Source organism: Virgibacillus byunsanensis (genome assembly GCF_042675965.1).
Lineage (GTDB): Bacteria > Bacillota > Bacilli > Bacillales > Amphibacillaceae > Virgibacillus_R > Virgibacillus_R byunsanensis.
Genome location: NZ_JBHTKJ010000012.1, coordinates 138,746 through 160,823 on the forward strand (window position 1 = coordinate 138,746; position 22,078 = coordinate 160,823).

Annotated in this window: 19 protein-coding genes and 1 pseudogene; 1 reads left to right on the top strand and 19 read right to left on the bottom strand. The window is 35.9% G+C overall.

Going from position 1 to position 22,078, the window contains the following annotated elements; translation table 11 throughout:
* Window positions 1–19: 19 nt before the first annotated feature.
* On the bottom strand, window positions 20–967 hold the full coding sequence (locus ACFQ3N_RS05880; protein WP_390360451.1) for a polysaccharide deacetylase family protein: 948 nt from the start codon (window positions 965–967) through the stop codon (window positions 20–22).
* A 108-nt stretch (window positions 968–1,075) separates the two neighbouring features.
* Window positions 1,076–3,190, bottom strand: a complete 2,115-nt coding sequence (gene pnp / locus ACFQ3N_RS05885; RefSeq protein WP_390360453.1) for a polyribonucleotide nucleotidyltransferase — start codon at window positions 3,188–3,190, stop codon at window positions 1,076–1,078.
* Between the two features lie 98 nt (window positions 3,191–3,288).
* Between pnp and ACFQ3N_RS05890 the strand changes: the two genes are divergently transcribed.
* Entirely contained in the window at window positions 3,289–3,423 is a 135-nt protein-coding gene (locus ACFQ3N_RS05890; RefSeq protein ID WP_390360455.1) for a hypothetical protein, read from the top strand.
* A 118-nt stretch (window positions 3,424–3,541) separates the two neighbouring features.
* Here ACFQ3N_RS05890 and rpsO read toward each other — a convergent pair whose 3' ends face one another.
* The 17 genes and pseudogenes from rpsO to pyrH form a co-directional block, all read right to left on the bottom strand.
* Entirely contained in the window at window positions 3,542–3,811 is a 270-nt protein-coding gene (rpsO, locus tag ACFQ3N_RS05895) for a 30S ribosomal protein S15 (RefSeq protein WP_390360457.1), read from the bottom strand.
* A gap of 176 nt (window positions 3,812–3,987) precedes the next feature.
* Window positions 3,988–4,926, bottom strand: a complete 939-nt coding sequence (gene ribF, locus ACFQ3N_RS05900) for a riboflavin biosynthesis protein RibF (protein ID WP_390360459.1) — start codon at window positions 4,924–4,926, stop codon at window positions 3,988–3,990.
* A gap of 644 nt (window positions 4,927–5,570) precedes the next feature.
* Window positions 5,571–6,467, bottom strand: a complete 897-nt coding sequence (gene truB, locus ACFQ3N_RS05905) for a tRNA pseudouridine(55) synthase TruB (RefSeq protein WP_390360461.1) — start codon at window positions 6,465–6,467, stop codon at window positions 5,571–5,573.
* A gap of 96 nt (window positions 6,468–6,563) precedes the next feature.
* Window positions 6,564–6,905 carry a 30S ribosome-binding factor RbfA gene (rbfA, locus tag ACFQ3N_RS05910; protein WP_390360463.1) on the bottom strand — a complete coding sequence of 114 codons (342 nt, stop codon included), beginning with the start codon at window positions 6,903–6,905 and terminating at the stop codon, window positions 6,564–6,566.
* Window positions 6,906–7,049: 144 nt separating this feature from the next.
* The gene (locus tag ACFQ3N_RS05915; RefSeq protein ID WP_390360465.1) at window positions 7,050–7,328 is read right to left on the bottom strand and encodes a DUF503 domain-containing protein; all 279 of its coding nucleotides are present in this window, start codon (window positions 7,326–7,328) and stop codon (window positions 7,050–7,052) included.
* Entirely contained in the window at window positions 7,328–9,505 is a 2,178-nt protein-coding gene (gene infB / locus ACFQ3N_RS05920; RefSeq protein WP_390360467.1) for a translation initiation factor IF-2, read from the bottom strand. Before infB ends, ACFQ3N_RS05915 begins: the two co-directional genes overlap by 1 nt.
* Window positions 9,506–9,521: 16 nt before the next feature.
* Complete coding sequence (locus ACFQ3N_RS05925; protein WP_390360469.1) at window positions 9,522–9,824, bottom strand: L7Ae/L30e/S12e/Gadd45 family ribosomal protein; 303 nt, start codon at window positions 9,822–9,824, stop codon at window positions 9,522–9,524.
* Window positions 9,814–10,095, bottom strand: a complete 282-nt coding sequence (rnpM, locus tag ACFQ3N_RS05930) for an RNase P modulator RnpM (RefSeq protein WP_390360471.1) — start codon at window positions 10,093–10,095, stop codon at window positions 9,814–9,816. The genes ACFQ3N_RS05925 and rnpM overlap by 11 nt, the downstream gene beginning before the upstream one ends.
* Before the next feature lie 15 nt (window positions 10,096–10,110).
* Window positions 10,111–11,205 (bottom strand): transcription termination factor NusA, encoded by a 1,095-nt coding sequence (gene nusA / locus ACFQ3N_RS05935; RefSeq protein WP_390360473.1) that lies wholly within the window; start codon window positions 11,203–11,205, stop codon window positions 10,111–10,113.
* A 15-nt stretch (window positions 11,206–11,220) separates the two neighbouring features.
* Entirely contained in the window at window positions 11,221–11,691 is a 471-nt protein-coding gene (gene rimP, locus ACFQ3N_RS05940) for a ribosome maturation factor RimP (protein ID WP_390360474.1), read from the bottom strand.
* 272 nt (window positions 11,692–11,963) lie between these two features.
* Window positions 11,964–12,836, bottom strand: a pseudogene (locus tag ACFQ3N_RS05945) (STAS domain-containing protein).
* A 146-nt stretch (window positions 12,837–12,982) separates the two neighbouring features.
* Window positions 12,983–17,275 (bottom strand): PolC-type DNA polymerase III, encoded by a 4,293-nt coding sequence (locus tag ACFQ3N_RS05950; protein WP_390360476.1) that lies wholly within the window; start codon window positions 17,273–17,275, stop codon window positions 12,983–12,985.
* A gap of 116 nt (window positions 17,276–17,391) precedes the next feature.
* A complete protein-coding gene (rseP, locus tag ACFQ3N_RS05955) occupies window positions 17,392–18,651 on the bottom strand; it encodes an RIP metalloprotease RseP (protein WP_390360478.1) in 1,260 nt (419 codons plus the stop codon).
* A gap of 133 nt (window positions 18,652–18,784) precedes the next feature.
* Window positions 18,785–19,561: a phosphatidate cytidylyltransferase gene (locus tag ACFQ3N_RS05960; protein ID WP_390360479.1), complete on the bottom strand. Its 777-nt coding sequence runs from the start codon at window positions 19,559–19,561 to the stop codon at window positions 18,785–18,787.
* Between the two features lie 15 nt (window positions 19,562–19,576).
* Window positions 19,577–20,338 carry an isoprenyl transferase gene (locus tag ACFQ3N_RS05965; protein WP_390360481.1) on the bottom strand — a complete coding sequence of 254 codons (762 nt, stop codon included), beginning with the start codon at window positions 20,336–20,338 and terminating at the stop codon, window positions 19,577–19,579.
* A gap of 454 nt (window positions 20,339–20,792) precedes the next feature.
* A complete protein-coding gene (frr, locus tag ACFQ3N_RS05970) occupies window positions 20,793–21,350 on the bottom strand; it encodes a ribosome recycling factor (protein ID WP_390360483.1) in 558 nt (185 codons plus the stop codon).
* Between the two features lie 2 nt (window positions 21,351–21,352).
* Complete coding sequence (gene pyrH / locus ACFQ3N_RS05975; RefSeq protein WP_390360485.1) at window positions 21,353–22,075, bottom strand: UMP kinase; 723 nt, start codon at window positions 22,073–22,075, stop codon at window positions 21,353–21,355.
* Window positions 22,076–22,078: the final 3 nt, after the last annotated feature.

The following is a 22,078-nucleotide window of genomic DNA, read 5'->3' on the forward strand; positions in this document are numbered from 1 at the left end:
TCTCCTCCTAGGTGCAGAACTATCTATCTTCACTTAATAAGCTATTAACCGATCCAATCTTGTAACCATTTTCTTTTATATTTAGAATCAATGGTTCTAGACCTTGAACAATGGAAGGCGTTGGATGCATTAATATCATAGCTCCTGGGTGAATTTTCCTAATTACTTGGTTCATCATAACAGAAACAGAGGGATTCTTCCAATCAATCGTATCAACACTCCACAAAATGGTCTCCATCTCCAAATCAGAAGCTGTATCAACAACTTGGTCTTTAAAACTTCCACTAGGTGGAGCAAACCATTTTGGTGTTCGATCAGTGATTGCTTCTAAAATTTCATTTGTCTGTTTTATTTGATTTACAATTTCCTGTTCAGATAAGCGAGCCATATCTGGATGATTATAAGCATGATTCCCTATCACATGACCTTGTTCATCAATCATTTTTACATAGTCAGAATGTTCTTTTGCCCATTTCCCTTCAATAAAAAATGTTGCCTTTATCTTATGTTTTTTTAATACATTTAACATATGAGGAATGTGCTCTTCACCCCAGGAGACATTAATTAAAAAACTAACCATCTCCTTTTCTGGATGCCCCCTGTAAATTGGCGATGCAGGTAAATCATCCATCGTAATCGTAGGGGGAACCTGTTCATAAACCAACAATGATTCATCAAATACCTTTCCCTTTTTCATTTGTTGATATGACTTTTCTATATCTACTTTAATTCCATTTCTTCCAGGAATCTTTTTCCATACCTTATCAATAACAGCATTTTGAGGAGCCTCTTCATACGTTGAGTGTTTCTCTGTAATCTCGATATACAATGGATCCTCTGATTTAACAGCAGTATGTGTCATGGTATTTATATCATTTATAGCAAAAGGATTATAACTTGTATCAAAAGCTATAGCAACAATGATTATGAATATACAAATATGTATTATTTTACGGTAACGGTACATACCTATCCCCTCCTCATTTCATCATATGAAATAAACGGACAAGATATGAAATAAGGGAAAATAAAAAAAGAAACTGGTTTACCAGCTTCTCATTTTCAACTTCTTTCTTTATGACCTTGACTTTTCACTTTTTTCTTTCTCTTCTTTTAACACTGCTTTACGAGAAAGATTTACCCTACCTTGGTGATCAATTTCTTTAACCTTAACCATAATTTCATCACCAATGGATACAACATCTTCCACTTTATTAGTTCGTTCTTCTGCTAGTTCGGAAATGTGGACTAATCCATCTTTACCTTTAAATAACTCTACGAAGGCACCGAATTTTTCTATACGTTTAACTGTACCTAAATACATTTGTCCTACTTCTACTTCACGTATAAGATCTTCAATAATTTTTTTAGCTTTCTCGTTCATGGAAGCATCAGTTGATGAGATAAATACATTACCTTCTTGTTCAATATCTATCTTAACACCAGTTTCTTCAATAATTTGATTGATTTGTTTTCCGCTTGGTCCAATTACGGCACGAATTTTATCTGGATTAATTGTCATGGTTAAAATCTTTGGAGCATATTGAGAAAGCTCTGTTTTAGGTTCATTAATCGTAGAAAGCATAGAATCTAATATTACCATACGACCTTTTTTAGCCTGGGTTAAAGCTTCTTCTAATATCTCTTTTGATAAACCACTTACCTTAATATCCATTTGCAGTGCTGTGACACCTTTTTCAGTACCAGCAACTTTAAAGTCCATATCACCAAGTGCATCTTCCATCCCTTGAATGTCAGACAAAATGGTATAATCATCACCAGATTTAACAAGTCCCATTGCAATACCTGCAACTGGAGATTTAATTGGTACACCTGCATCCATCATCGCTAATGTACTTGCACAAATACTTGCTTGAGAAGTAGAACCATTCGATTCTAATACTTCAGACACAAGACGAATTGTATAAGGGAAATCTTTATCAGATGGGAGTACCTTCTCAAGTGCTCTTTCTCCTAAGGCACCATGTCCAATTTCACGACGTCCTGGACCTCTAATTGGGCCTGTTTCACCTACACTATATTGTGGGAAGTTATAATGATGCATGAAACGTTTAGATTCTTCTAAGTCTAGCCCATCTAAAATTTGCACATCACCTAAAGCACCCAATGTACAAACACTTAGTGCTTGAGTTTGTCCACGTGTAAATAATCCAGATCCATGTGTACGCGGAAGCACGTTTATACGTGAGGATAATGGACGTATTTCATCAATTTTACGACCATCTGGACGTATTTTTTCTTTCGTAATGAGAAGTCGAACTTCTTCTTTAATCATCTTGTCCAGAATAGATTTTACTTGTTTAATTACTTCTTGTTCTTCTTCCTCATATTCACTCAGAATTTCATCTTTTGCATTGCTGATTGCTTCTTCTCTTGCATGCTTTTCGGTTACTTTAATTGCTTCAACTATCTTTTCTTTTCCTGCTGCTTCTATCTTGTTTGTTAATTCTTCGTCCAACTCTAATAAGGTTACTGGTGATTTTTCTAAACCAACAGCGTTAATAATTTCTGTTTGGAATTCGACTAAACGAATGATTTCCTGATGACCAAACATAATTGCTTCAAGCATTACATCCTCAGGTACTTCTTGTGCACCTGCTTCTACCATGTTAATCGCATCTTTGGTACCAGCAACTGTCAATTCAATATCACTTTTTGCTTCTTGCTCAATAGTAGGGTTAATGACAAATTCTCCATCAACTCGTCCCACATTTACACCTGCAATTGGTTCTGCGAATGGAATATCCGAAATACTTAACGCGATGGAAGTACCAACCATTGCTGCAATTGCTGAAGGGCAATCCTGATCAACACTCATAACCGTGCTTATTGCTTGAACTTCATTTCTAAAACCATCTGGAAAAAGTGGTCGGATTGGTCGATCAATTAATCGTGATGTTAAAATAGCTTTATCACTTGGTCTTCCCTCACGTTTAATAAATCCTCCTGGTATCTTACCTACGGCATATAAACGCTCTTCGTAATTAACCGTTAAAGGAAAAAATGGTAAATCCTTAGGTTCCTTTGACGCTGTTGCTACAGACAATACTGAAGTATCACCGTAACGAATCATACATGCGCCATTTGCTTGCTTAGCTAGTTCTCCTGTTTCGACGATAAACTTTTTACCGGCAATTTCTGTGGAGAATACTTGTTTTTCTTCTGCCATTAGTAATAGTACTCCTTTCAATAGAACATTCTAATATCATTTTATAGTTTTTAAGCAGGAATGTAAATTTTATGTAATTAAAATATTTTTCCTTATGTATGTTTTTCATTAGTAAAGTAGAACAAAAGCTAGAAGCGGCGGTTTTAGTCGATCTTCCATATCGGTATGAGATAAAGGAAACGCGTAGTGATTCGATGTTGACTTATCGTAAGGAGGAGCAGGAAGTCCAATAGTCGCTGGGCGCTGGAGCTGAACGCGGCTTACACAGTCAATAAATTATCCACAGTCTCCACATTTTATAATTTCCTAGATTATAAAAAAAGCAGGATTTCTCCTGCTTTTTAAAATACCTTAACGGCGTAAACCTAGTTTTTTAATTAAATCACGGTAGCGAGTAACGTCGTTATTACGCAAATAATTTAATAAGTTACGACGTTTACCAACCATTTTTAAAAGCCCACGACGTGAATGGTGGTCTTTTTTATGAAAACGTAAATGCTCATTTAATGTTGTTATTTCTTCAGTAAGTACAGCAATTTGTACTTCTGGAGAACCAGTATCATTATCATGAACTTTGTATTCACTTATGATTTCATTCTTACGATCCTTTGTGATAGCCATCTGGCTCACCTCCTATAATTTGTTTATATCCCCATTCCCCTAGCAAACGTCGGAGTCACGAATTGCCAAGCGATGGTTTTACGTTTCTAAGCGTACATCTTTTCACGATAAAATGCAAGAGAAAAATTATATCTCACAACAAGTTAGTTATATCGTTACGCTACATTCTATTCTGACTAGCTTGAAAAATAGTTACGAATTAATCTCTCATCATTTTCTATCTCTTTCACTAGTTCTTCTACTCCATTAAATTTCTTTTCCTCACGGATGAAATAGTACCACTCTATTTGGAGTTCCTCACCATATATATCATTACTGTAATCAAGAATATTAACCTCAACGGATGGCTTATCAATATCAGAATGAAACGTTGGTTTTACACCTAAGTTAGCCATGCCCTCATATACTTCATTTCTATAAAGTACTTTCACTGCATAAACACCCGGTTTTGGTAGTAAAGCATCAGAGTTTATCTCAAGATTTGCAGTAGGATATCCAATAGTTCTTCCGCGTTTATCCCCTTCAACCACTATGCCATGAATAGACAATGGGCGTCCGAGTATGTCGTTGGCTTTTTTCATTTCACCTGTCTTTAAGTATTCTCTAACTTTAGTAGAACTTACTTTTTCGTTATTCAATTGAACTTTATCAATTGTTGAATAACTAAATGCACCCCTTGAATGTTCTTCGATTTTGTTCATATTACCTTGTCCTTTATGACCATACGAAAAGTCAAAACCTGCTACTAGATGCTTTATATTCAAACCTATAATAAAATGATCCACAAATTGCTGCGGTTCTTGGGATGCTAGTGCTTTATTAAAGGTAATAATATAAAGCCGATCTACATCTAATTGACGCAATATCTCCTGCTTTTCTCTTAATGGGGTGATATATTCTACATGTTGTGTATCCTTTTTTAAAACAACTGATGGATGTGGATGGAATGTGATAACCGCACTTTCCATATTTTTAGTACGTGCATGAGTAACTGCAGTTTTAATAACTGATTGGTGCCCTATATGTATTCCATCAAAAAAACCTATTGCTGCCACGGTTTCAGGAAGTTCTTCTAATACTAATGTATGTGGGTATGTTAGCTCAATCGTTCTCAATTTGGTTCACCTACACTTTTTTCTTCATAAAATTTTTAGCTTTTCTTATGCGCTAGCTGTTTTCGTAAAAATTGTTGCTTTGGTGTGAATGGATCTAAACTGCGACGTAACTTCTTCGTGGGTTTGTTTTCGTGACATCGAGTGCTATAAAACCGCTTTCGCTAGTCATGGCTCACTGGAAGACCAAACACTTGGACCCTTGTAACATGACCTTGACCTTATTTCCTTGAACAGAAAGCTGTTGTTTTATTTTGGACGCTATACCAGCGGCGGAAATACACGAAGACTCCTTGAAAAAGGAAATCACTTTTTCTGCGTGCGATGTAATGCTGCCGTAGCTTTCCTTGTTCTGCGGGAGGATAGGCCTAGGTGGCTGTCCGATGGAATAATTTCTGTGAATATATATGCATTCACACTGAATTATTAATGTATAATCCACCATATTTTGAATAAATATTCGGCAATTTCACTTCGTCGGACAGCCTCCTATGTGAGATTCTGAAATGCGTTAGCATGAAGAAGCTCACCAGCCGCCCTAAGATGCGCGAATTGTATTTCCAGAGCGAGTAACAGCACCACCCATCATCTCAAGTTATGTCGTAGTTTAGATCAACTATGAATACAACAATGCATACAAAAACAGCCTATGTGTTAAACACACGAACTGGCTTTATTTGTTCGGGCTTTTCGGGATGTGTTTGATAGATTGCTAATAATTGTTTATCAAACATGACTGCGAAAGGATCAGTGTTAGGAACTATTTCTGGTTGCTTGAGCTTTTGTCCATGAAGAACTTTATTCTTCGTCTCTTCATCAACAAACAAGCAGTCCAAATGATCAATACCTCTCGTTATAGGCAATACTAATTTTTCCTGCAGATTTTGCTCGATAGCTTCATCCATTTCTGTAAAAGTTACTGTGTCTTCTTTTGAAATAGATCCTGTGGCTAACCGAATCAAGTTTGACATATGTGCTGGATACCCTAAAGCCTCACCAATATCTACACATAATGTACGAATATACGTTCCTTTAGAACAAACTACTTTTACTTGAAATGTATCTGTCTCATTAGTTGTTTGGGCTAAAAGTTCCAAGTGATGAATAGTAATCTGTCTACGAGGTCGCTCAACAGTTTCATTAGCCCTAGCATATTCATATAGTTTCTTTCCTTTTACTTTAACTGCAGAATACATTGGTGGTATTTGTGTTATCTGTCCTCTAAAAGATTGTAGCACGTTTTCAATAATTTGTAGAGAAGGGGGATTGAGAATTTCTGTTTGATTAGTAATTTTACCATGACTGTCCTCTGTATCTGTTGCTGCACCCAATTTTACTTCTGCGATATATGTTTTCTTTGTATCCGTTAAGAAAGGAACAATTTTTGTAGCTTCTCCAATACAAATAGGTAGTACTCCCTCAACTTCAGGGTCAAGTGTACCTGTATGACCGACTTTTTTGGTACGTAATAATTTTCGTACTTTCACCACACAATCATGTGACGTTAATCCCTTAGGCTTCCATAATGGCAAAATACCATCCATGTGCTCAACCTCCAAGTTAGTCATTAATTTATGATAAGGAAAAATCTGACTCAATTTTAGTATAACTTGAGTCAGATTTTTTATATACTTCTCGTTTTATTTGTTTAAATCGCGTAATATTGTTTCAATACGATTTCCGTATTCATAGGCTTCATCAAACTCAAAATTTAAATCCGGTGTTTTTCTCAAGCGTATACGCTGTCCGATTTCGGAACGAATAAAGCCTTTTGCTTTTGCCAAACCGACAAGTGTATCATGCTTTTGTTGCTCATCACCAAGCACTGAAATAAATATTTTTGCTTGCTGTAAATCACCAGTTACTTCAATATCAGTTACAGTAACAAACCCAACACGTGGATCTTTTATCTTTCGGGTTAAAATTTCACCCATTTCCTTCTTCATTTGCTCTGCTACACGATTTGCACGTAAATCACTCATTAAACCACCTCATTATGCCTTTACACAGTTTTAGAAAAACGTATCCATGTCTTAATGGTGATAGCTCACGAATTTGTTATAGTCTTATCTAAGGACTATTCTTCCATACGTGAAAAAAATATTAATACTTAGTAACATGAAAACTTATACTTCTTCAACATTGGTAATAGTACGTTCTAGTGTAGGGTACGTATCAATTATCCGCAGTGCCTCCTGAACTACTTGCTCGGCATGAATCTTGTCATTTGATATAGTTACAATACCAAATTTTGTACGTTGCCATAAGTTATGATAGTCAAGCTCTGTTACAGCCACATTTAATTCTTTTCGCAATTTAGCTAAAACAGGTTTAATAACAGAGCGTTTCGCCTTTAGCGATTGACCTTCATATAAAATACATTCTACTTCTGCAAAGACAATCATTACTTACGCTCAATTTCCTGCATAATAAACGCTTCGATAATGTCGCCTTCTTTAATATCATTGAATTTTTTAATGGTAATCCCACATTCATAGTTTTGTGCTACTTCTTTTACATCATCCTTAAAACGTTTTAATGCGTCAATTTCGCCTTCAAATTGAACAACACCATCTCGAATTAAGCGTATACCAGAATCGCGGGTTAATTTACCTTCTGTAACATAACTACCAGCAATTGTACCGATTTTTGATACTTTAAATATTTCACGGACTTCTGCCTGACCGATTATTTTTTCTTCATATTCAGGATCAAGCATCCCTTTCATTGCTGCTTCTATCTCATCAATCGCTTTATAAATGACACGGTGTAAACGGACATCCACTTTTTCAGATTCAGCTGCTTTTTTAGCATTAGCATCAGGTCTTACGTTAAATCCAATAACAATAGCATTAGAAGCTGAAGCTAAAATAACATCAGATTCGGTAATCGCCCCGACACCTGTGTGGATGATCTTAATTTTCACACCTTCTACTTCAATTTTTTCTAGAGAAGATGCTAGTGCTCCAGCCGATCCTTGAACATCTGCTTTGATGATGATATTAATATCTTTCATCTCACCTTGCTTAATCTGATCGAAAAGGTCATCCAAACTTACTTTCGTTTGCTCGGTTCTGTTTTCCTGGATATGCTTTTGTTGACGAGCTCCACCAATTTGACGTGATTTTTTCTCATCTTCAAAAACCAGGAATTGGTCTCCTGCTTGCGGAACATCACTTAAACCTGTAATTTCAACAGGCTGTGATGGTCCAGCTTCTTGAACACGTTTACCTAAATCATTTACCATCGCACGAACACGACCAAATGTATTACCTACTACTAATGAATCACCAACATGTAAAGTACCATCCTGAACAAGTAACGTAGCAACAGAACCTCTACCTTTATCCAACTGTGCATCTATAACTGTTCCAAAGGCACTTTTATTCGGATTTGCTTTTAATTCTTCAACTTCTGAAACGAGTAGAATCATTTCTAATAATTCGTCAATACCTTCTTGTTTTATTGCTGATAATTGAACAAATATGGTACTGCCTCCCCATGCTTCAGGGATTAATTCATATTCAGTTAATTCCTGCATAACGCGATCTGGGTTTGCACCCTCTTTGTCCATTTTATTAACTGCTATGATGATCGGTACTTCAGCTGCTTTAGCATGGTTAATTGCTTCGATTGTTTGAGGCATAACACCATCGTCAGCAGCAACAACTAAAATAGCTATATCTGTAACCTGAGCTCCTCTAGAACGCATACTTGTAAATGCTGCGTGTCCTGGAGTATCTAAGAACGTTACTTTTTTATCGTTGCTTTCTACTTGGTATGCACCAATATGCTGGGTAATTCCGCCTGCTTCGCCTTCTGTAACTTTAGTATGACGAATAGAGTCTAGCAATGTTGTCTTCCCATGATCTACGTGACCCATAATTGTAACAACAGCTGGTCTCTCAATAAGATCCGCTTCATTGTCCTCTTCTCTATACTTATCGAAATCAGTATCTTCTAAAATGATTTCTTTTTCCACTTCAACTTCATACTCTGAACAAATTAACTCAACAGCATCGTCATCAAGATCCTGGTTTTTAGTTGCCATAACGCCAAGGAACATTAGCTTTTTAATAATTTCAGAAGCATCCTTATTAAGTTTACTTGCTAAATCACTTACGGTTAATGTTTCACTATACGTAATATGTTTTGGTGTTTCCTTTACTACTTCTTGCTTTGGTTTTGTGTTCTGATTATTGGTATTTTGGTTTTGCTTGCCTCTTTTATTTTTCTGATTCTGGTTTTTGTGTTGGTTCCTGTTATTTTGTTGCTGTGGTTTATGCTGCTTTTTTTGTTCAGGTTTTGAATTCCCTTGATTGCCTTTACTTTTGTTTCCTGTTTGTGCTGGTTTACTAGTTACATTTTTATCTTGCATTTTAGTCGTAGTAGTACTTGACTTTGACTGATTGCTTTGATTCTTGCTAATAGTAAACTTTTTGTCTAATTTAGGTTTTAACTCATCAGATATTGTAGACATGTGATTGGAAACCTCAACATTAAGCTCTTTTAGATAATTAATCACATTTTTACTAGTTGTATTATTTTGTTTAGCATATTCATATACACGCATTTTACTCATACGTCCACCCCCGAAATTATTTATCGAGTAACGATTTAATCTTAGCGGCAAATCCTGCATCTAAAATAGCAATTGCTACTCTTTGTGACTTACCAATAGCATTTGATAAAGTATCTCGATCATCAACTTCTATTAGTGGTATTCCATAAGTATTACATTTATTGGTTAACTTCTTTTTCGTTTGTGGCCCAGTGTCACTAGCCATTAAAACAAGCTTTGCTCGTTGTTGCTGAATATCTTTAACAATTGTTTCTTCTCCTAACGAGCATTTCCTAGCTCTAAATGCCAGACCGACTAAATTCAGGTAATTATTTTTCATGTTGACTTCCTTCAGCGATCACTTTAAGATCCTCAAAGATAGATAAATCTATCTCCGTATTAAATTGACGGTTTAAAATACCGGTTTTTTTTGCTTTTTCAATTACGCTGGTATCTTTACTTAAATAGGCCCCTCGGCCATTTTTCTTACCCGTTTGATCGACAAAGACCTCACCATCTTTGTTACGTACTACTCGAATTAATTCTTTTTTAGGCTTCATTTCATTTGTCACAATACATTTACGTAAAGGAATTTTTCTTTTTTGCACCACGTGAAAATCCTCCTATTAAAACAAATCGTCCTCTTCATCAGAATAAGCAGTTTCCTCTTCTGTTAAAAGCCCTTCTTCTCTAGCTTCTGATTCACTTTTAATATCAATTTTCCAGCCGGTTAGTTTTGCAGCAAGTCGCGCATTCTGACCACGTTTTCCTATTGCTAATGATAATTGATAGTCTGGAACAATAACAGTAGTTGCTTTCTCTTCCTCATTAACAAGGACCTCTACAACTTTAGATGGACTAAGTGCGTTCGAAACATATACTACTGGGTCTTCTGACCATTCTACTACATCAATTTTTTCACCTTTTAATTCATTAACAATCGCCTGAACTCGTTGACCTTTTTGTCCCACACAAGAACCAACCGGATCCACTTCTGGGTCATCTGCAGATACAGAAATTTTAGAACGATCTCCTGCTTCTCGTGCTACAGATCTAATATCCACAATACCGTCATAAATTTCTGGTACTTCCATTTCAAAAAGTCTTTTTAATAGTCCAGGATGTGATCTGGATATATATATTTGTGGTCCTTTGCTAGTGTTTTCTACTTTAGTGACAAACACTTTCAAACGGTCATGTACGTAATATTCTTCAGTAGGCATTTGTTCTGCTTCAGCCAATTTCGCTTCAACCTTACCTAAATTTACGTAAACAAATCGTGGATCTTTACGCTGGATAATACCAGTCATAACGTCTTCTTCACGGTCTGAATACTCACTGAAAATCACCCCACGTTCAGCTTCTCTCACACGCTGGGTAACTACTTGTTTTGCAGCTTGGGCAGCAATTCTACCGAAATCCTTAGGTGTCACTTCCACCTCTATAACATCTTCTACAGCATATTTAGGATCAATTTTTTTTGCTTCCTCAAGTGAGATTTCCTGCTGATTATCTTCCATTTCTTCAACAACCACTTTTCTAGCAAATACTCGCATAGAACCTTCTGTTTCATCCAAATCTACCCGTACATTTGTAGCAGACTTGAAATTTTTCTTGTAAGCAGAAATTAATGCTGCTTCTAAGGCTTCTAGTAAAACTTCCTTATTAATACCTTTTTCCTTTTCTAAATAATCAATCGCATCAAACAACTGACTGCTCAATCTTCTTTTCCCCCTTTAAAATGCTACAGCAAGTCTTGCCTTAGCAATTTTGTCATATGGTATTTCAACATTTTTCTTTCGGGTTTTATCTTTATACTCTATTGTGACCATGTTATTTGTGAAGTCTTTTAAGATTCCTTCATATTTTTTTTCACCATCAATCGGCTCATAAAGTTTAACGAATATATTCTTATCCACATTTTCCTTGAAATCTTCTTTGGTCTTTAGCGGGCGTTCTACTCCCGGTGATGACACTTCAAGAAAATAGGCTTCAGGAATTGGATCAGCTTCATCTAATTTTTCACTTAATTGTTCAGAAACCTGACCACATTCACTAATATCAACACCATCTTGTTTATCGATATACACACGAAGAAACCAGTTACTTCCTTCTTTTACATATTCGATGTCTACTAAGTCTAAGTCTTTCTCCTGTAAAATCGGTTGCAGTAATTCTTCAGTTGTACTTATCACATGTGAACTCAACAGTTATCCTCCTTTATTCAGTTGTGCATTGTTATTTTCCTAATATCATTATTATGAACCATCATACAGAAATTCATTTGAGTATCCTTATTTTTAAATACAAAACCCTTGCCGAAATGTGTGGCAAGGGGGGAAGGTTGACTCAAGTTGGAAAGTAGTAAAGAAAGAGTGGGGTTCGCCCACTCTTTCAACCGTTCGTATCATCACTTACAAATAAAATATATCATAAGGAAACTCATATTGCAAGAATGACGGAACTACACCATTAGAGCTTATAATAGGCTGTTTTTCATAACACTATTTTCTGTTGAGTTGTTTAATGAAATATAGTCCTCTAATGCTCGTTGTAAACTGCCTTTGGTTTCAACCTTTTGCCCAAATTCATTATCTAAAGCAGCAATACCTCTTACTATCTCCGGACGCATTCCAGTTATAACAGCTTTACAACCCATCATGGAAATGCCATCCAATAACTTTAGAAAATGTTGAACAGCCTCTGTATCCATCTCAGCTAATCCCGAAAGATCCATGATTAATGTCTGTAAACGTATTTTACCAATTTCAAGTAAAACCTTTTCTTCAATAATATTAGCTCGATATGTATCGATCTTACCAATTAAAGGTAATATACTTATTGAAGAATTGATCGGAATGATCGGGACAGATAGATTTTCTACTAACTTTTTCTGAGATTCGAGCACCTCATCTTTGTAAGATGAATAACTGATAAAAAATCCATTTAAAAAATAATCAATAATTAACTCATTTACCTTACTTTCCAATGAATAAAAATTTTCACGATTACTAACCAAGTTGTTTTGTTTTTCATATTCATAAAGAAATTGCCATAAAGTTCGGCGAATCGCTTGAACCCATTCTAATTTAAAAGATAATGTTAATGAATATTTTGCCCAAATTACTCCTTATTGCCTTGAAAAGTCAACTACTTCTTGTTCTTTTTCATCAACTACTAATAAAATTAACCGATGAGCATTGTTTAATAAATCAACATTGCCAATTAATAATATTTCTTCTATTTTATCTCGTACATTAATTGCTTCTTCTAATAGTTGATTTTCAAAAATTTGTCTATTTTCGATTAGAAATTCACGAATTTCCATATCTTTATGTAACTTCAATTCCATTATGCACACTCCTCTATCATGATCATTGGAAGATATTGAATATTATAATAAAAAGTATTATAGCACAATCCTTTTGGAAGAACATAATGATAAACTTAACAGGAGATAAAGAAATTATCTCCTGTTTATTACGTAGCTATAAATCTCTAGAACAATGAAAGTTGGTTCTTTTCTGCCATCCCATCTAAACAACCGTGATTATCGAGGTACTCCAATACGGTTTTGGAAATCTTGCTACGCTGGCGAAGATCTTCTTTAGATAGAAATTCACCATCTTCACGTACATTAACGATATTTATAGCAGCATTTGTACCTAATCCGTCTACAGCATTAAATGGTGGTATTAAGGAGTTTTCATCAACCATAAATTCAGCTGCTCGAGATTTATATAAATCCACTTTTTGGAATGAAAAACCTCGTTCACACATTTCTAATGCAACTTCTAAAACGGTAGATAAGTTTTTTTCTTTCGGTGATGCGTCATTTCCTTTAACCATAATACTTTCAACCCGCTCTCTAATTGCCTGAGAGCCTTTAACCATTGTATCTAACTCAAAGTCTCCAGCACGCACAGAGAAATATGCTGCGTAGAAATAAATCGGATAATGCACTTTAAAATATGCAATCCGGACAGCCATTAATACGTATGCTGCTGCGTGGGCTTTAGGGAACATATATTTAATTTTTTTACACGATTCAATATACCAGTCTGGGACACCATGTTTTTTCATCTCATGAATCCACTCATCCTGTAAACCTTTCCCTTTACGAACAAACTCCATAATTTTAAAGGCTAATGAAGCTTCAAGTCCTTTATGCATTAGATATACCATAATGTCATCACGACAACCAATAACATCAGGTAATTCACAAATTCCATCATTAATTAATTCCTGAGCATTTCCTAGCCATACATCTGTACCATGGGATAAACCTGAAATAATAACGAGTTCAGCAAAAGTTTTCGGTTTTGTATCCTCAAGCATTTGTCTAACAAATTTGGTTCCAAACTCCGGCACACCTAATGTACCAGTTTGACAATTAATTTGTTCAGGAGTTAAACCTAAAGTTTCAGTACCAGAAAATATTTTCATTACTTCATCATCATCGGTCGGGATTGTTTTTGGATCAATTCCGCTAAGGTCTTGAAGCATACGAATAACTGTCGGATCATCGTGTCCGAGTATATCTAGCTTAAGCAAATTATCATGGATGGAGTGGAAATCGAAATGTGTCGTTTTCCATTCACTCTTACGATCATCTGCTGGAAACTGTATTGGTGTAAAATCATAGATTTCTTTGTCATCCGGTACAACAATAATTCCACCTGGATGCTGTCCTGTAGTTCGTTTCACTCCGGTGCATCCTTGTACTAATCGATCTACCTCTGCACTTTTATAATGGAGCTGTTTATCTGAGGCATATCCTTTTACATAACCATATGCTGTTTTCTCGGCAATTGTTCCGATTGTCCCAGCACGATAGACGTTATCAACACCAAATAACTCTTTTGTATAGTTATGAGCCTTTGGTTGATATTCTCCAGAGAAGTTCAAGTCAATATCGGGAACTTTATCACCTTTGAAACCTAGAAACGTTTCAAACGGAATATCTTGTCCATCCTTTGTTAATGGAGTGTTACAGCTTGGACAGTCCTTATCAGGTAAATCAAAGCCACTACCAGCAGAACCATCTGTAATAAATTCATGATGGTGACATTCCAAACATACATAATGAGGTGGTAATGGATTAACTTCAGTTATCTCCGTCATTGTAGCAACTAAGGATGATCCAACAGACCCACGAGAACCAACTAGATAACCATCATCCAGAGATTTCTTAACCAGTTTATGCGATATTAAGTAAATAACTGCAAATCCATTACTAATGATACTATCCAATTCCTTCTCCAGCCGGTCTACTACAATTTGAGGTACGGGATTTCCATATATCAGACTAGCACGATCATAGCAAAGATCTCGCATCTCCTGGTCTGCTCCTTCAATGGTTGGCGTATAAAGACCATCTTTAACAGGAGAAAGCTCTTCTATCTTACCTGCAATTAAGCTCGTATTATCAACAACAATTTCTTCAGCCTTATCTGCACCAAGAAAACTAAAACACTCTAGCATTTCGTTAGTAGTTCGCAATGGTGTATCTGGTAGTGTTTGTCTGTTCAACGGGTTACCCGCTTGAGATGCAATCAGTATTTGGCGATATAACTTATCTTGCTCATCAATATAATGTGCGTTTCCTGTCGCTACAACCGTTTTGTTCATACGAGCTCCTAATTCTACTAGTTTCGTAATTATATCTAATAGTTGTGATTCATTTTGTACAAGGTCTTTTTCAACTAGATGTGCATAGTTAGCTGGTGGCTGTACTTCAATGTAATCGTAGAATTCAGCAACTTTTTCTGCTTCCTCAGCTGATTTTTGCATCATTGTTTCAAAGACTTCACCCTTATCACACGCAGAGCCCACAAGTATCCCGTTACGCAGTTTTTGCAAGAGTGACCTGGGAATGCGTGGCACACGATAGAAGTAATCAATATGAGCACGAGAGACAAGTTTGTATATATTTTTTAATCCCTCTTGATTTTTAGCGAGTAATATACAGTGAAATGGTCGTGAACGTTGATAAGCGTTTCCTTCACCCATATGATTATTTAGTTGATTGTGATTCACGATTTCTTTTTTCAATAAACCTTTAACCAAATTCCAAAGTAAATAACCAGTCGCCTCTGCATCATAAATGGCACGGTGATGTTGTGTTAATTCAATGTCAAGATGTTTACATAATGTGTTTAAACGATGATTTTTTAATTCTGGAAATAAAAATCGTGCAAGTTCTAATGTATCTATTACAGGATTCTTTACTTTTTCATAGTTAATCTTCTTAAATCCTTCATTGACAAATCCGATATCAAAGCTTGCGTTATGTGCAACTAGTATACTGTCGCCCATCCATTTGTAAAAGTCTTTTAATACATCATCTATTTCTGGTGCATCCTTAACCATATCATCGGTAATTCCTGTTAAATCAGTAGTTATTTGAGCTAAAGGGTGATGTGGATTTGCAAACGATTCAAAACGATCAACTATTTCCCCGTGTTTAATTTTAACGCCAGCAAGTTCTATTATCGTGTCATATACAGCTGATAAACCTGTTGTTTCCACATCAAATACGACATATGTGCCATTCTCCAAATCAACATCCGTTTCATTGTAGGCGATCGGAACACCATCATCGACAAGGTTAACCTCAACACCATACATGACCTTGATATTGTTTTTCTGACCAGCAGCATGTGCATCTGGGTATCCTTGTACACCGGCATGATCAGTGATTGTAATAGCATTATGTCCCCATTTTGCTGCCTGCTCAATAAGACGGCTTGGAGAAACGACAGCATCCATCTGACTCATTGTCGTATGTGCATGCAGTTCAATACGCTTTCTGTCCTCTGGTGCTGTGTCACGACGCTCTTCAACCTTCACCTCATGGATATCGTTGGCCATCATCGCTAATTCATTTGTATACATGTCTGTCTGGATACTTCCTCTAGCTTTAACCCAGATGCCTTCTTTCACATGTTCAAATTTAGCTGCATCCTCGTCACCCTTAGAAAACATTTTTATTTGTAACGAATCCGTATAATCAGTAGCTTTAATAATTAATAGACTTCTACCTGATCGCAATTTACGAACTTCAACTGCAAAAACATACCCCTGTACTGTCACACGGCGCTCTTCGTCTTGGATCTCTTCCATTGGTAAAGCTTCATCCTGAATTTTATATCCAAGCATCAATGGCTTATCCTGGTTATTTTTAGACCTTTGTTGGTCACGCTTTTCTTTTTCCTGTACAGTTTTAAGTATCATCTGCTGATCTTCCATTGCCTTTTGTTCCCTGAATTTCTTAAAATCTGCATCCTCGGTTTTTGCATCAACCTCTAATGTATAAAAAGATGCACCAATTCTTTTACAGTAATCGCGAAATTCTTCTTCTAAGCGTTTTTTTAATGCATTTGCTTCCGCTTCGTTTCTCGCGGTTAACATAAGCTTATTATTGTTAACTTTGGGTACTTGGCTCTGGACTAAGTCCTTATAAGCAGGTGATAAATTGGATATCGTATGTAAAAAACGACTCCAATAATTACAGATGGTTTGATCATCACACTTTTTGTCCTCGGTATATAATGTTAACTCTACAGCAGCAAACTGTTTAAAAGTTTCATCTAATTTTGACAACATTAAGTCATACGTTTCTATAGGTAATATCTGTTTAAGTCGAACGTGAAAATGCCATGTTTTCGTTTGTCTGTATACCTCAAGTTTTTCTAATTCACTGTCTTGAAAATATTCACCAATACTATCTTCAGGCATTTGCAGCTGTTCTAATAATATATTCATTTTTTCTTTTTTTGAAATATCCATTACATATTCCCCCTGTTACAGCTTACAAATTAGGTATAATGATGGAAAACCCTTGTCAGAAAATAAGACAAGGGTTTTTCTACGTTGTTTATTATACTACATATTACTAGTTATGTTTATAAAAATAGCCGCTGGATATCATTCCATGTTACAACAATCATTAATAGCATTAATAAAGCGAACCCAACAAAATGTACAATTCCTTCTTTTTGTGGATCAATTGGTTTTCCACGTATTGCTTCTAAACCAACAAACAATAATCGTCCACCATCTAAAGCTGGTAAGGGTACTAAATTAATAATCCCTAGATTAATGCTTAATATCGCCGTCCACATGAGGAAGTTCATAAATCCGGTTTGGACAACTTGATCAGTTGCATCATATATACCAACTGGACCAGATAGCATTTCAATCGAAACCTGTCCAGTAACGAGCATCCCAAGATTAGTTAAAATTAATTTTGTTGTGTCAAATGTTTGGACAAAACCATACTGGAAAGTTTTAGCATACGATTTTTCAAAAGCCCGTTGTACACCTACTTGCCCTATTGTAACTCCTTGTGTTTCTATTTCTTTAGGAATAACGCTAAGTGTTTCAGTCTCCCCATTACGTTGGATGGTTATGCTTAATTCCTCTCCAGGACTATCCTGAACAATAGTTGTGAACTCATCCCATGTAGATATGGAGTTTCCTTCTATCTGTATGATCTCATCATTTGCCTGTAATCCGGCCTCTTCTGCTGGACTATTCGGTTGAATTCCATCAACTAATGCTCTCTCAGCAGGAACTCCTTGTACAAGCCCCAAGATAATGAAGATAAAGATAGCAAGCAGGAAATTCATCATTGGACCTGCAAATAATTGCATACCGCGCTTTCCAACACTTTTTGACGCGAATTGGCGGTCGTATGGAGCAATTTGTGTTTCTCTTTCATCCATAACAAACATCGCTTTAGGATCTACATCAAATGAAAGGCGTTGATCTTCTTCGTCAATTTCATAGCCCTGTATTCGTAAGTCATGATCTAAATCAGAGTGTTCTACTTCAATCACTCGAGCATTTGGATGCTTTGACTTATTGTTGACTATTATCTTATTCACTTTACCTTTATCATTAAATTCCAAGCCAATATGATGTCCTGGCTTCAGTTCGATTATCTCTGGGTCTTCTCCTGCAACACGAACATAACCACCAATTGGAAGTAATCGAATCGTATAAACAGTTTCGTTTTTAGTAAACGAAAAAATTTTAGGGCCAAATCCGATCGCAAATTCACGTGCTAGCATTCCTGCACGTTTAGCAAAAATCAGATGTCCAAACTCATGTATAAACACGAGCAAACCAAACATAAATATAAACGCTATCACTGTATTCAAAAAAAGCACCTTCCTTCATCCGCTGTAAGGATTATAGAATCGTTGATAGTTGAACAGACGAAAAGTATTCAACTATGTTTAACCTTATCAGTATATTTAAATGAAACTGTAAATATTTGTACAAATTATTCTTTTATTGAATAAACCCTATAAAATGCAGCAAAGGTAAAACAAAAAGAAGACTATCAAATCGATCTAACATTCCACCATGACCTGGTAAGATGTTACCTGAATCTTTCACACCATAATGGCGTTTGAATGCAGATTCAACTAGATCACCAATTTGCCCAAACACAGAAGCTAATATAGTAGCTCCTATAAGTATAATCATTGAAAAAGGGAATGGATCAATTAGTTGATATATTACGCCAACTATACATGCAAGTAAGACTCCCCCAAGAGCTCCCTCTACAGTCTTCTTCGGACTTATTTTTGGCCAAAGCTTCCTCTTCCCAAAAGCTCGTCCGACAAAATATGCTCCTGTGTCCGTTGACCATATTATTAGCAATACGAAAAAGAGGTAACTAAGCCCTTCATTTCTCGTTTCAATCAAATAAAAGAATCCCATCCCGATATAAATAGTCCCCAATAGAATGAATCCTGCATCATCAAATGTAAACTTATTCTTAGCTAAAACAGTATACGATAAGAGAAGCATGACGACAATCATCATTATTTCTATTTTATTAAAGAATGTTTCTGGAAAAGATGAAGATAAAATAATCCACAGCAATCCAAAAGATAATATAGATGGAATAGAAATTGCAGCAACCTTATGCATTCTCATTAATTCAAATAGAGCAACAGTCGCAATTATATAGATGAAGATAGCAAATGGTAAATTGCCGTAAATTACAAACGGTATAAATACGATTAGTGCTAAAATGGCTGTTATAATCCGCTGTTTCATATATAACTCAACACCTTAAATACCTCCGTAACGTCTTTTACGTTGTTGATATTCATGGAGGGCATTTTGAAAAATTTCTTCACTAAAATCCGGCCAAAGTACGTCAGTAAACCAGAATTCAGTGTACGCTAATTGCCATAGTAAAAAATTACTTAATCGTTGTTCCCCACTAGTGCGAATCAACAAATCTGGATCAGTTAAACCATCTGTATATAAATATTCTGAGAAGATATTTTCATCCAATGTATCGAGAGATAATTTAGAATCTTCTATATCTGTCATCACTTGTTTAATCGCACGCATTATTTCAAATCTACTACCATAGTTTAATGCAAAATTTAATAATAATCCATCGTTATTTTTTGTTTTATCCTTTGCATACTGAATTGCTTCTTTCGTATGTTCTGGTAAAGCTCCAAATTCTCCGATTGTTTCAATTCTTACATTATTTTCTATGAGATCTGGCAAATACGTATGTAAGAACTCTTTTGGCAATCTCATTATAAAATCAACTTCTGATTTTGGTCTTTTCCAATTTTCTGTGGAAAATGTATAGAGTGTAAGTATTTGTACGTTGTTATTCGTAGCAGCCTTGACAATATTTTTAACTACATTCATACCCTCTTTGTGCCCTGCGACACGTGGTAATCCTCTTTTTTGTGCCCATCTGCCATTTCCGTCCATTATGATAGCAACATGTTGTGGGATATTATCAAGATCATTCAATGTATTCGTTTCTGTTTTTTTATTTTTGAAAAAAGGAAGTTTCATTGACATCATTTGTCCTCCGAGCATAGGTGATTATCCTAATATAATTCTGTTTAGATTCTCTATATTAACGATTCTCAAGAATTATATACTTTCGTGCCCTTATAGGGTGAAACATCATTATAACATTAAAATCCATAAATTATTATAACGATTTATTTACGAATCGTGCAAGAACTGGTTGAGGGGGAAATAATTCAACACCATTTATGTATGTAAAGTAAAGAACAAAAGCTAGAAGCGCCTTGAAAGACACGACAAGCATAAAGCAGATCGGACCTTTCCACACGGAGTTGAACTGCTTATGATTCGAGTGTCTAGGCACTGGAGCTGGACGCGGCTTACACAGTCAATAAATCATCTACAGGCTTCTGATTTTATAATTTCCTAGTAAAAAATAAAACCCCCTTAAAACAAGAGGGTTTATTTATCTTATTTTACACGTAAGACATGAAATTGAAACTTATACTTCCATAATTTCCTTCTCTTTATCTTTAACAAGCTTATCGATTTCTGCAATTTGATTATTAGTTTCCTTTTGCACGTCATCTTGTAAGCTTCGTAAGTCATCTTCGGTTAGTTCACTGTTTTTTTCTGCTTTTTTCAGTTGGTCGTTTGCATCCCGGCGAATATTTCTTACTTGGACACGCGCTTCCTCTGCATACTTTCCAACAACTTTCACAAGATCTTTACGTCGTTCTTCCGTCAATTGAGGAATGTTTATCCGAACTACATTGCCATCACTTGATGGTGACAATCCTAAGTCCGCCTTCTGTATTGCTTTTTCGACCTCTCCAATTGCAGATTTATCATATGGTGTTATAACTAGTAACCTCGCCTCTGGTGCCGATATAGATGCTAATTGATTTAAAGGAGTGGAAGCACCATAATAATCTACATAAATACTGTCCAATAAAGATGGATTTGCTCGGCCAGCTCTAACCGTAGCTAAACTTTTAGAAAAAGCTTGCACAGCTTCTTTCATTTTGTCTCGCATTTCTTTCATTATTGATTCTGACATGATTATTTCCCCCTTATTGTTGTTCCGATTGTTTCACCTTGAACAACCCTCTTAATATTTCCTTCTTCAGTTATAGAAAAGACAATTAATGGCAAATCATTATCCATACATAACGATGATGCAGTTGAATCCATTACTCCAAGGCCTTCATTTAACATATCCATATACGTTAATTGATCATACTTTTCAGCATCTTTGTTAAGTTTAGGATCATCTGTGTAGACACCATCCACATTATTTTTCGCCATTAGGATAACTTCTGCCTCAATTTCAGCTGCTCGCAATGCAGCAGTTGTATCTGTTGAAAAATATGGATTACCTGTGCCTGCAGCAAAAATAACAACACGTTTCTTTTCCAAATGTCGAATCGCTTTTCTTCTTATGTATGGCTCTGCCACCTGTCTCATTTCAATTGATGTCTGGACGCGAGTTTCGACTCCAATGTTCTCAAGACTATCCTGAAGAGCAAGAGCGTTCATGATTGTCGCAAGCATCCCCATGTAATCGGCAGTTGCCCGGTCCATTCCCATTTCGCTTCCAACTTTACCGCGCCATATATTTCCACCACCAACTACAACTGCCACTTCTACATCCAGATCTGCTACTTCTTTCAACTGTGATGCTATGGATTGTATCACTTGAGGTTCAATGCCATAACCTTGTTCACCACTTAAAGCTTCACCACTTAATTTTAACACAATTCTACGGTAACGAGCTGCTGTCATAAT

Excerpts from the sequence above, each read along its gene's own strand:
- truB (WP_390360461.1), bottom strand. The coding sequence starts at position 6,467 with ATGGATGGTATTTTGCCATTATGGAAGCCTAAGGGATTAACGTCACAT.
- pyrH (WP_390360485.1), bottom strand. The coding sequence starts at position 22,075 with ATGACAGCAGCTCGTTACCGTAGAATTGTGTTAAAATTAAGTGGTGAA.
- ACFQ3N_RS05925 (WP_390360469.1), bottom strand. The coding sequence starts at position 9,824 with ATGAAAAATAATTACCTGAATTTAGTCGGTCTGGCATTTAGAGCTAGG.
- rbfA (WP_390360463.1), bottom strand. The coding sequence starts at position 6,905 with ATGAGTGATTTACGTGCAAATCGTGTAGCAGAGCAAATGAAGAAGGAA.
- ACFQ3N_RS05960 (WP_390360479.1), bottom strand. The coding sequence starts at position 19,561 with ATGAAACAGCGGATTATAACAGCCATTTTAGCACTAATCGTATTTATA.
- ACFQ3N_RS05965 (WP_390360481.1), bottom strand. The coding sequence starts at position 20,338 with ATGTCAATGAAACTTCCTTTTTTCAAAAATAAAAAAACAGAAACGAAT.
- pnp (WP_390360453.1), bottom strand. The coding sequence starts at position 3,190 with ATGGCAGAAGAAAAACAAGTATTCTCCACAGAAATTGCCGGTAAAAAG.
- ACFQ3N_RS05950 (WP_390360476.1), bottom strand. The coding sequence starts at position 17,275 with ATGGATATTTCAAAAAAAGAAAAAATGAATATATTATTAGAACAGCTG.
- ACFQ3N_RS05880 (WP_390360451.1), bottom strand. The coding sequence starts at position 967 with ATGTACCGTTACCGTAAAATAATACATATTTGTATATTCATAATCATT.
- infB (WP_390360467.1), bottom strand. The coding sequence starts at position 9,505 with ATGAGTAAAATGCGTGTATATGAATATGCTAAACAAAATAATACAACT.
- frr (WP_390360483.1), bottom strand. The coding sequence starts at position 21,350 with ATGTCAGAATCAATAATGAAAGAAATGCGAGACAAAATGAAAGAAGCT.
- ACFQ3N_RS05915 (WP_390360465.1), bottom strand. The coding sequence starts at position 7,328 with ATGATTGTCTTTGCAGAAGTAGAATGTATTTTATATGAAGGTCAATCG.
- ACFQ3N_RS05890 (WP_390360455.1), top strand. The coding sequence starts at position 3,289 with ATGTTTTTCATTAGTAAAGTAGAACAAAAGCTAGAAGCGGCGGTTTTA.
- rpsO (WP_390360457.1), bottom strand. The coding sequence starts at position 3,811 with ATGGCTATCACAAAGGATCGTAAGAATGAAATCATAAGTGAATACAAA.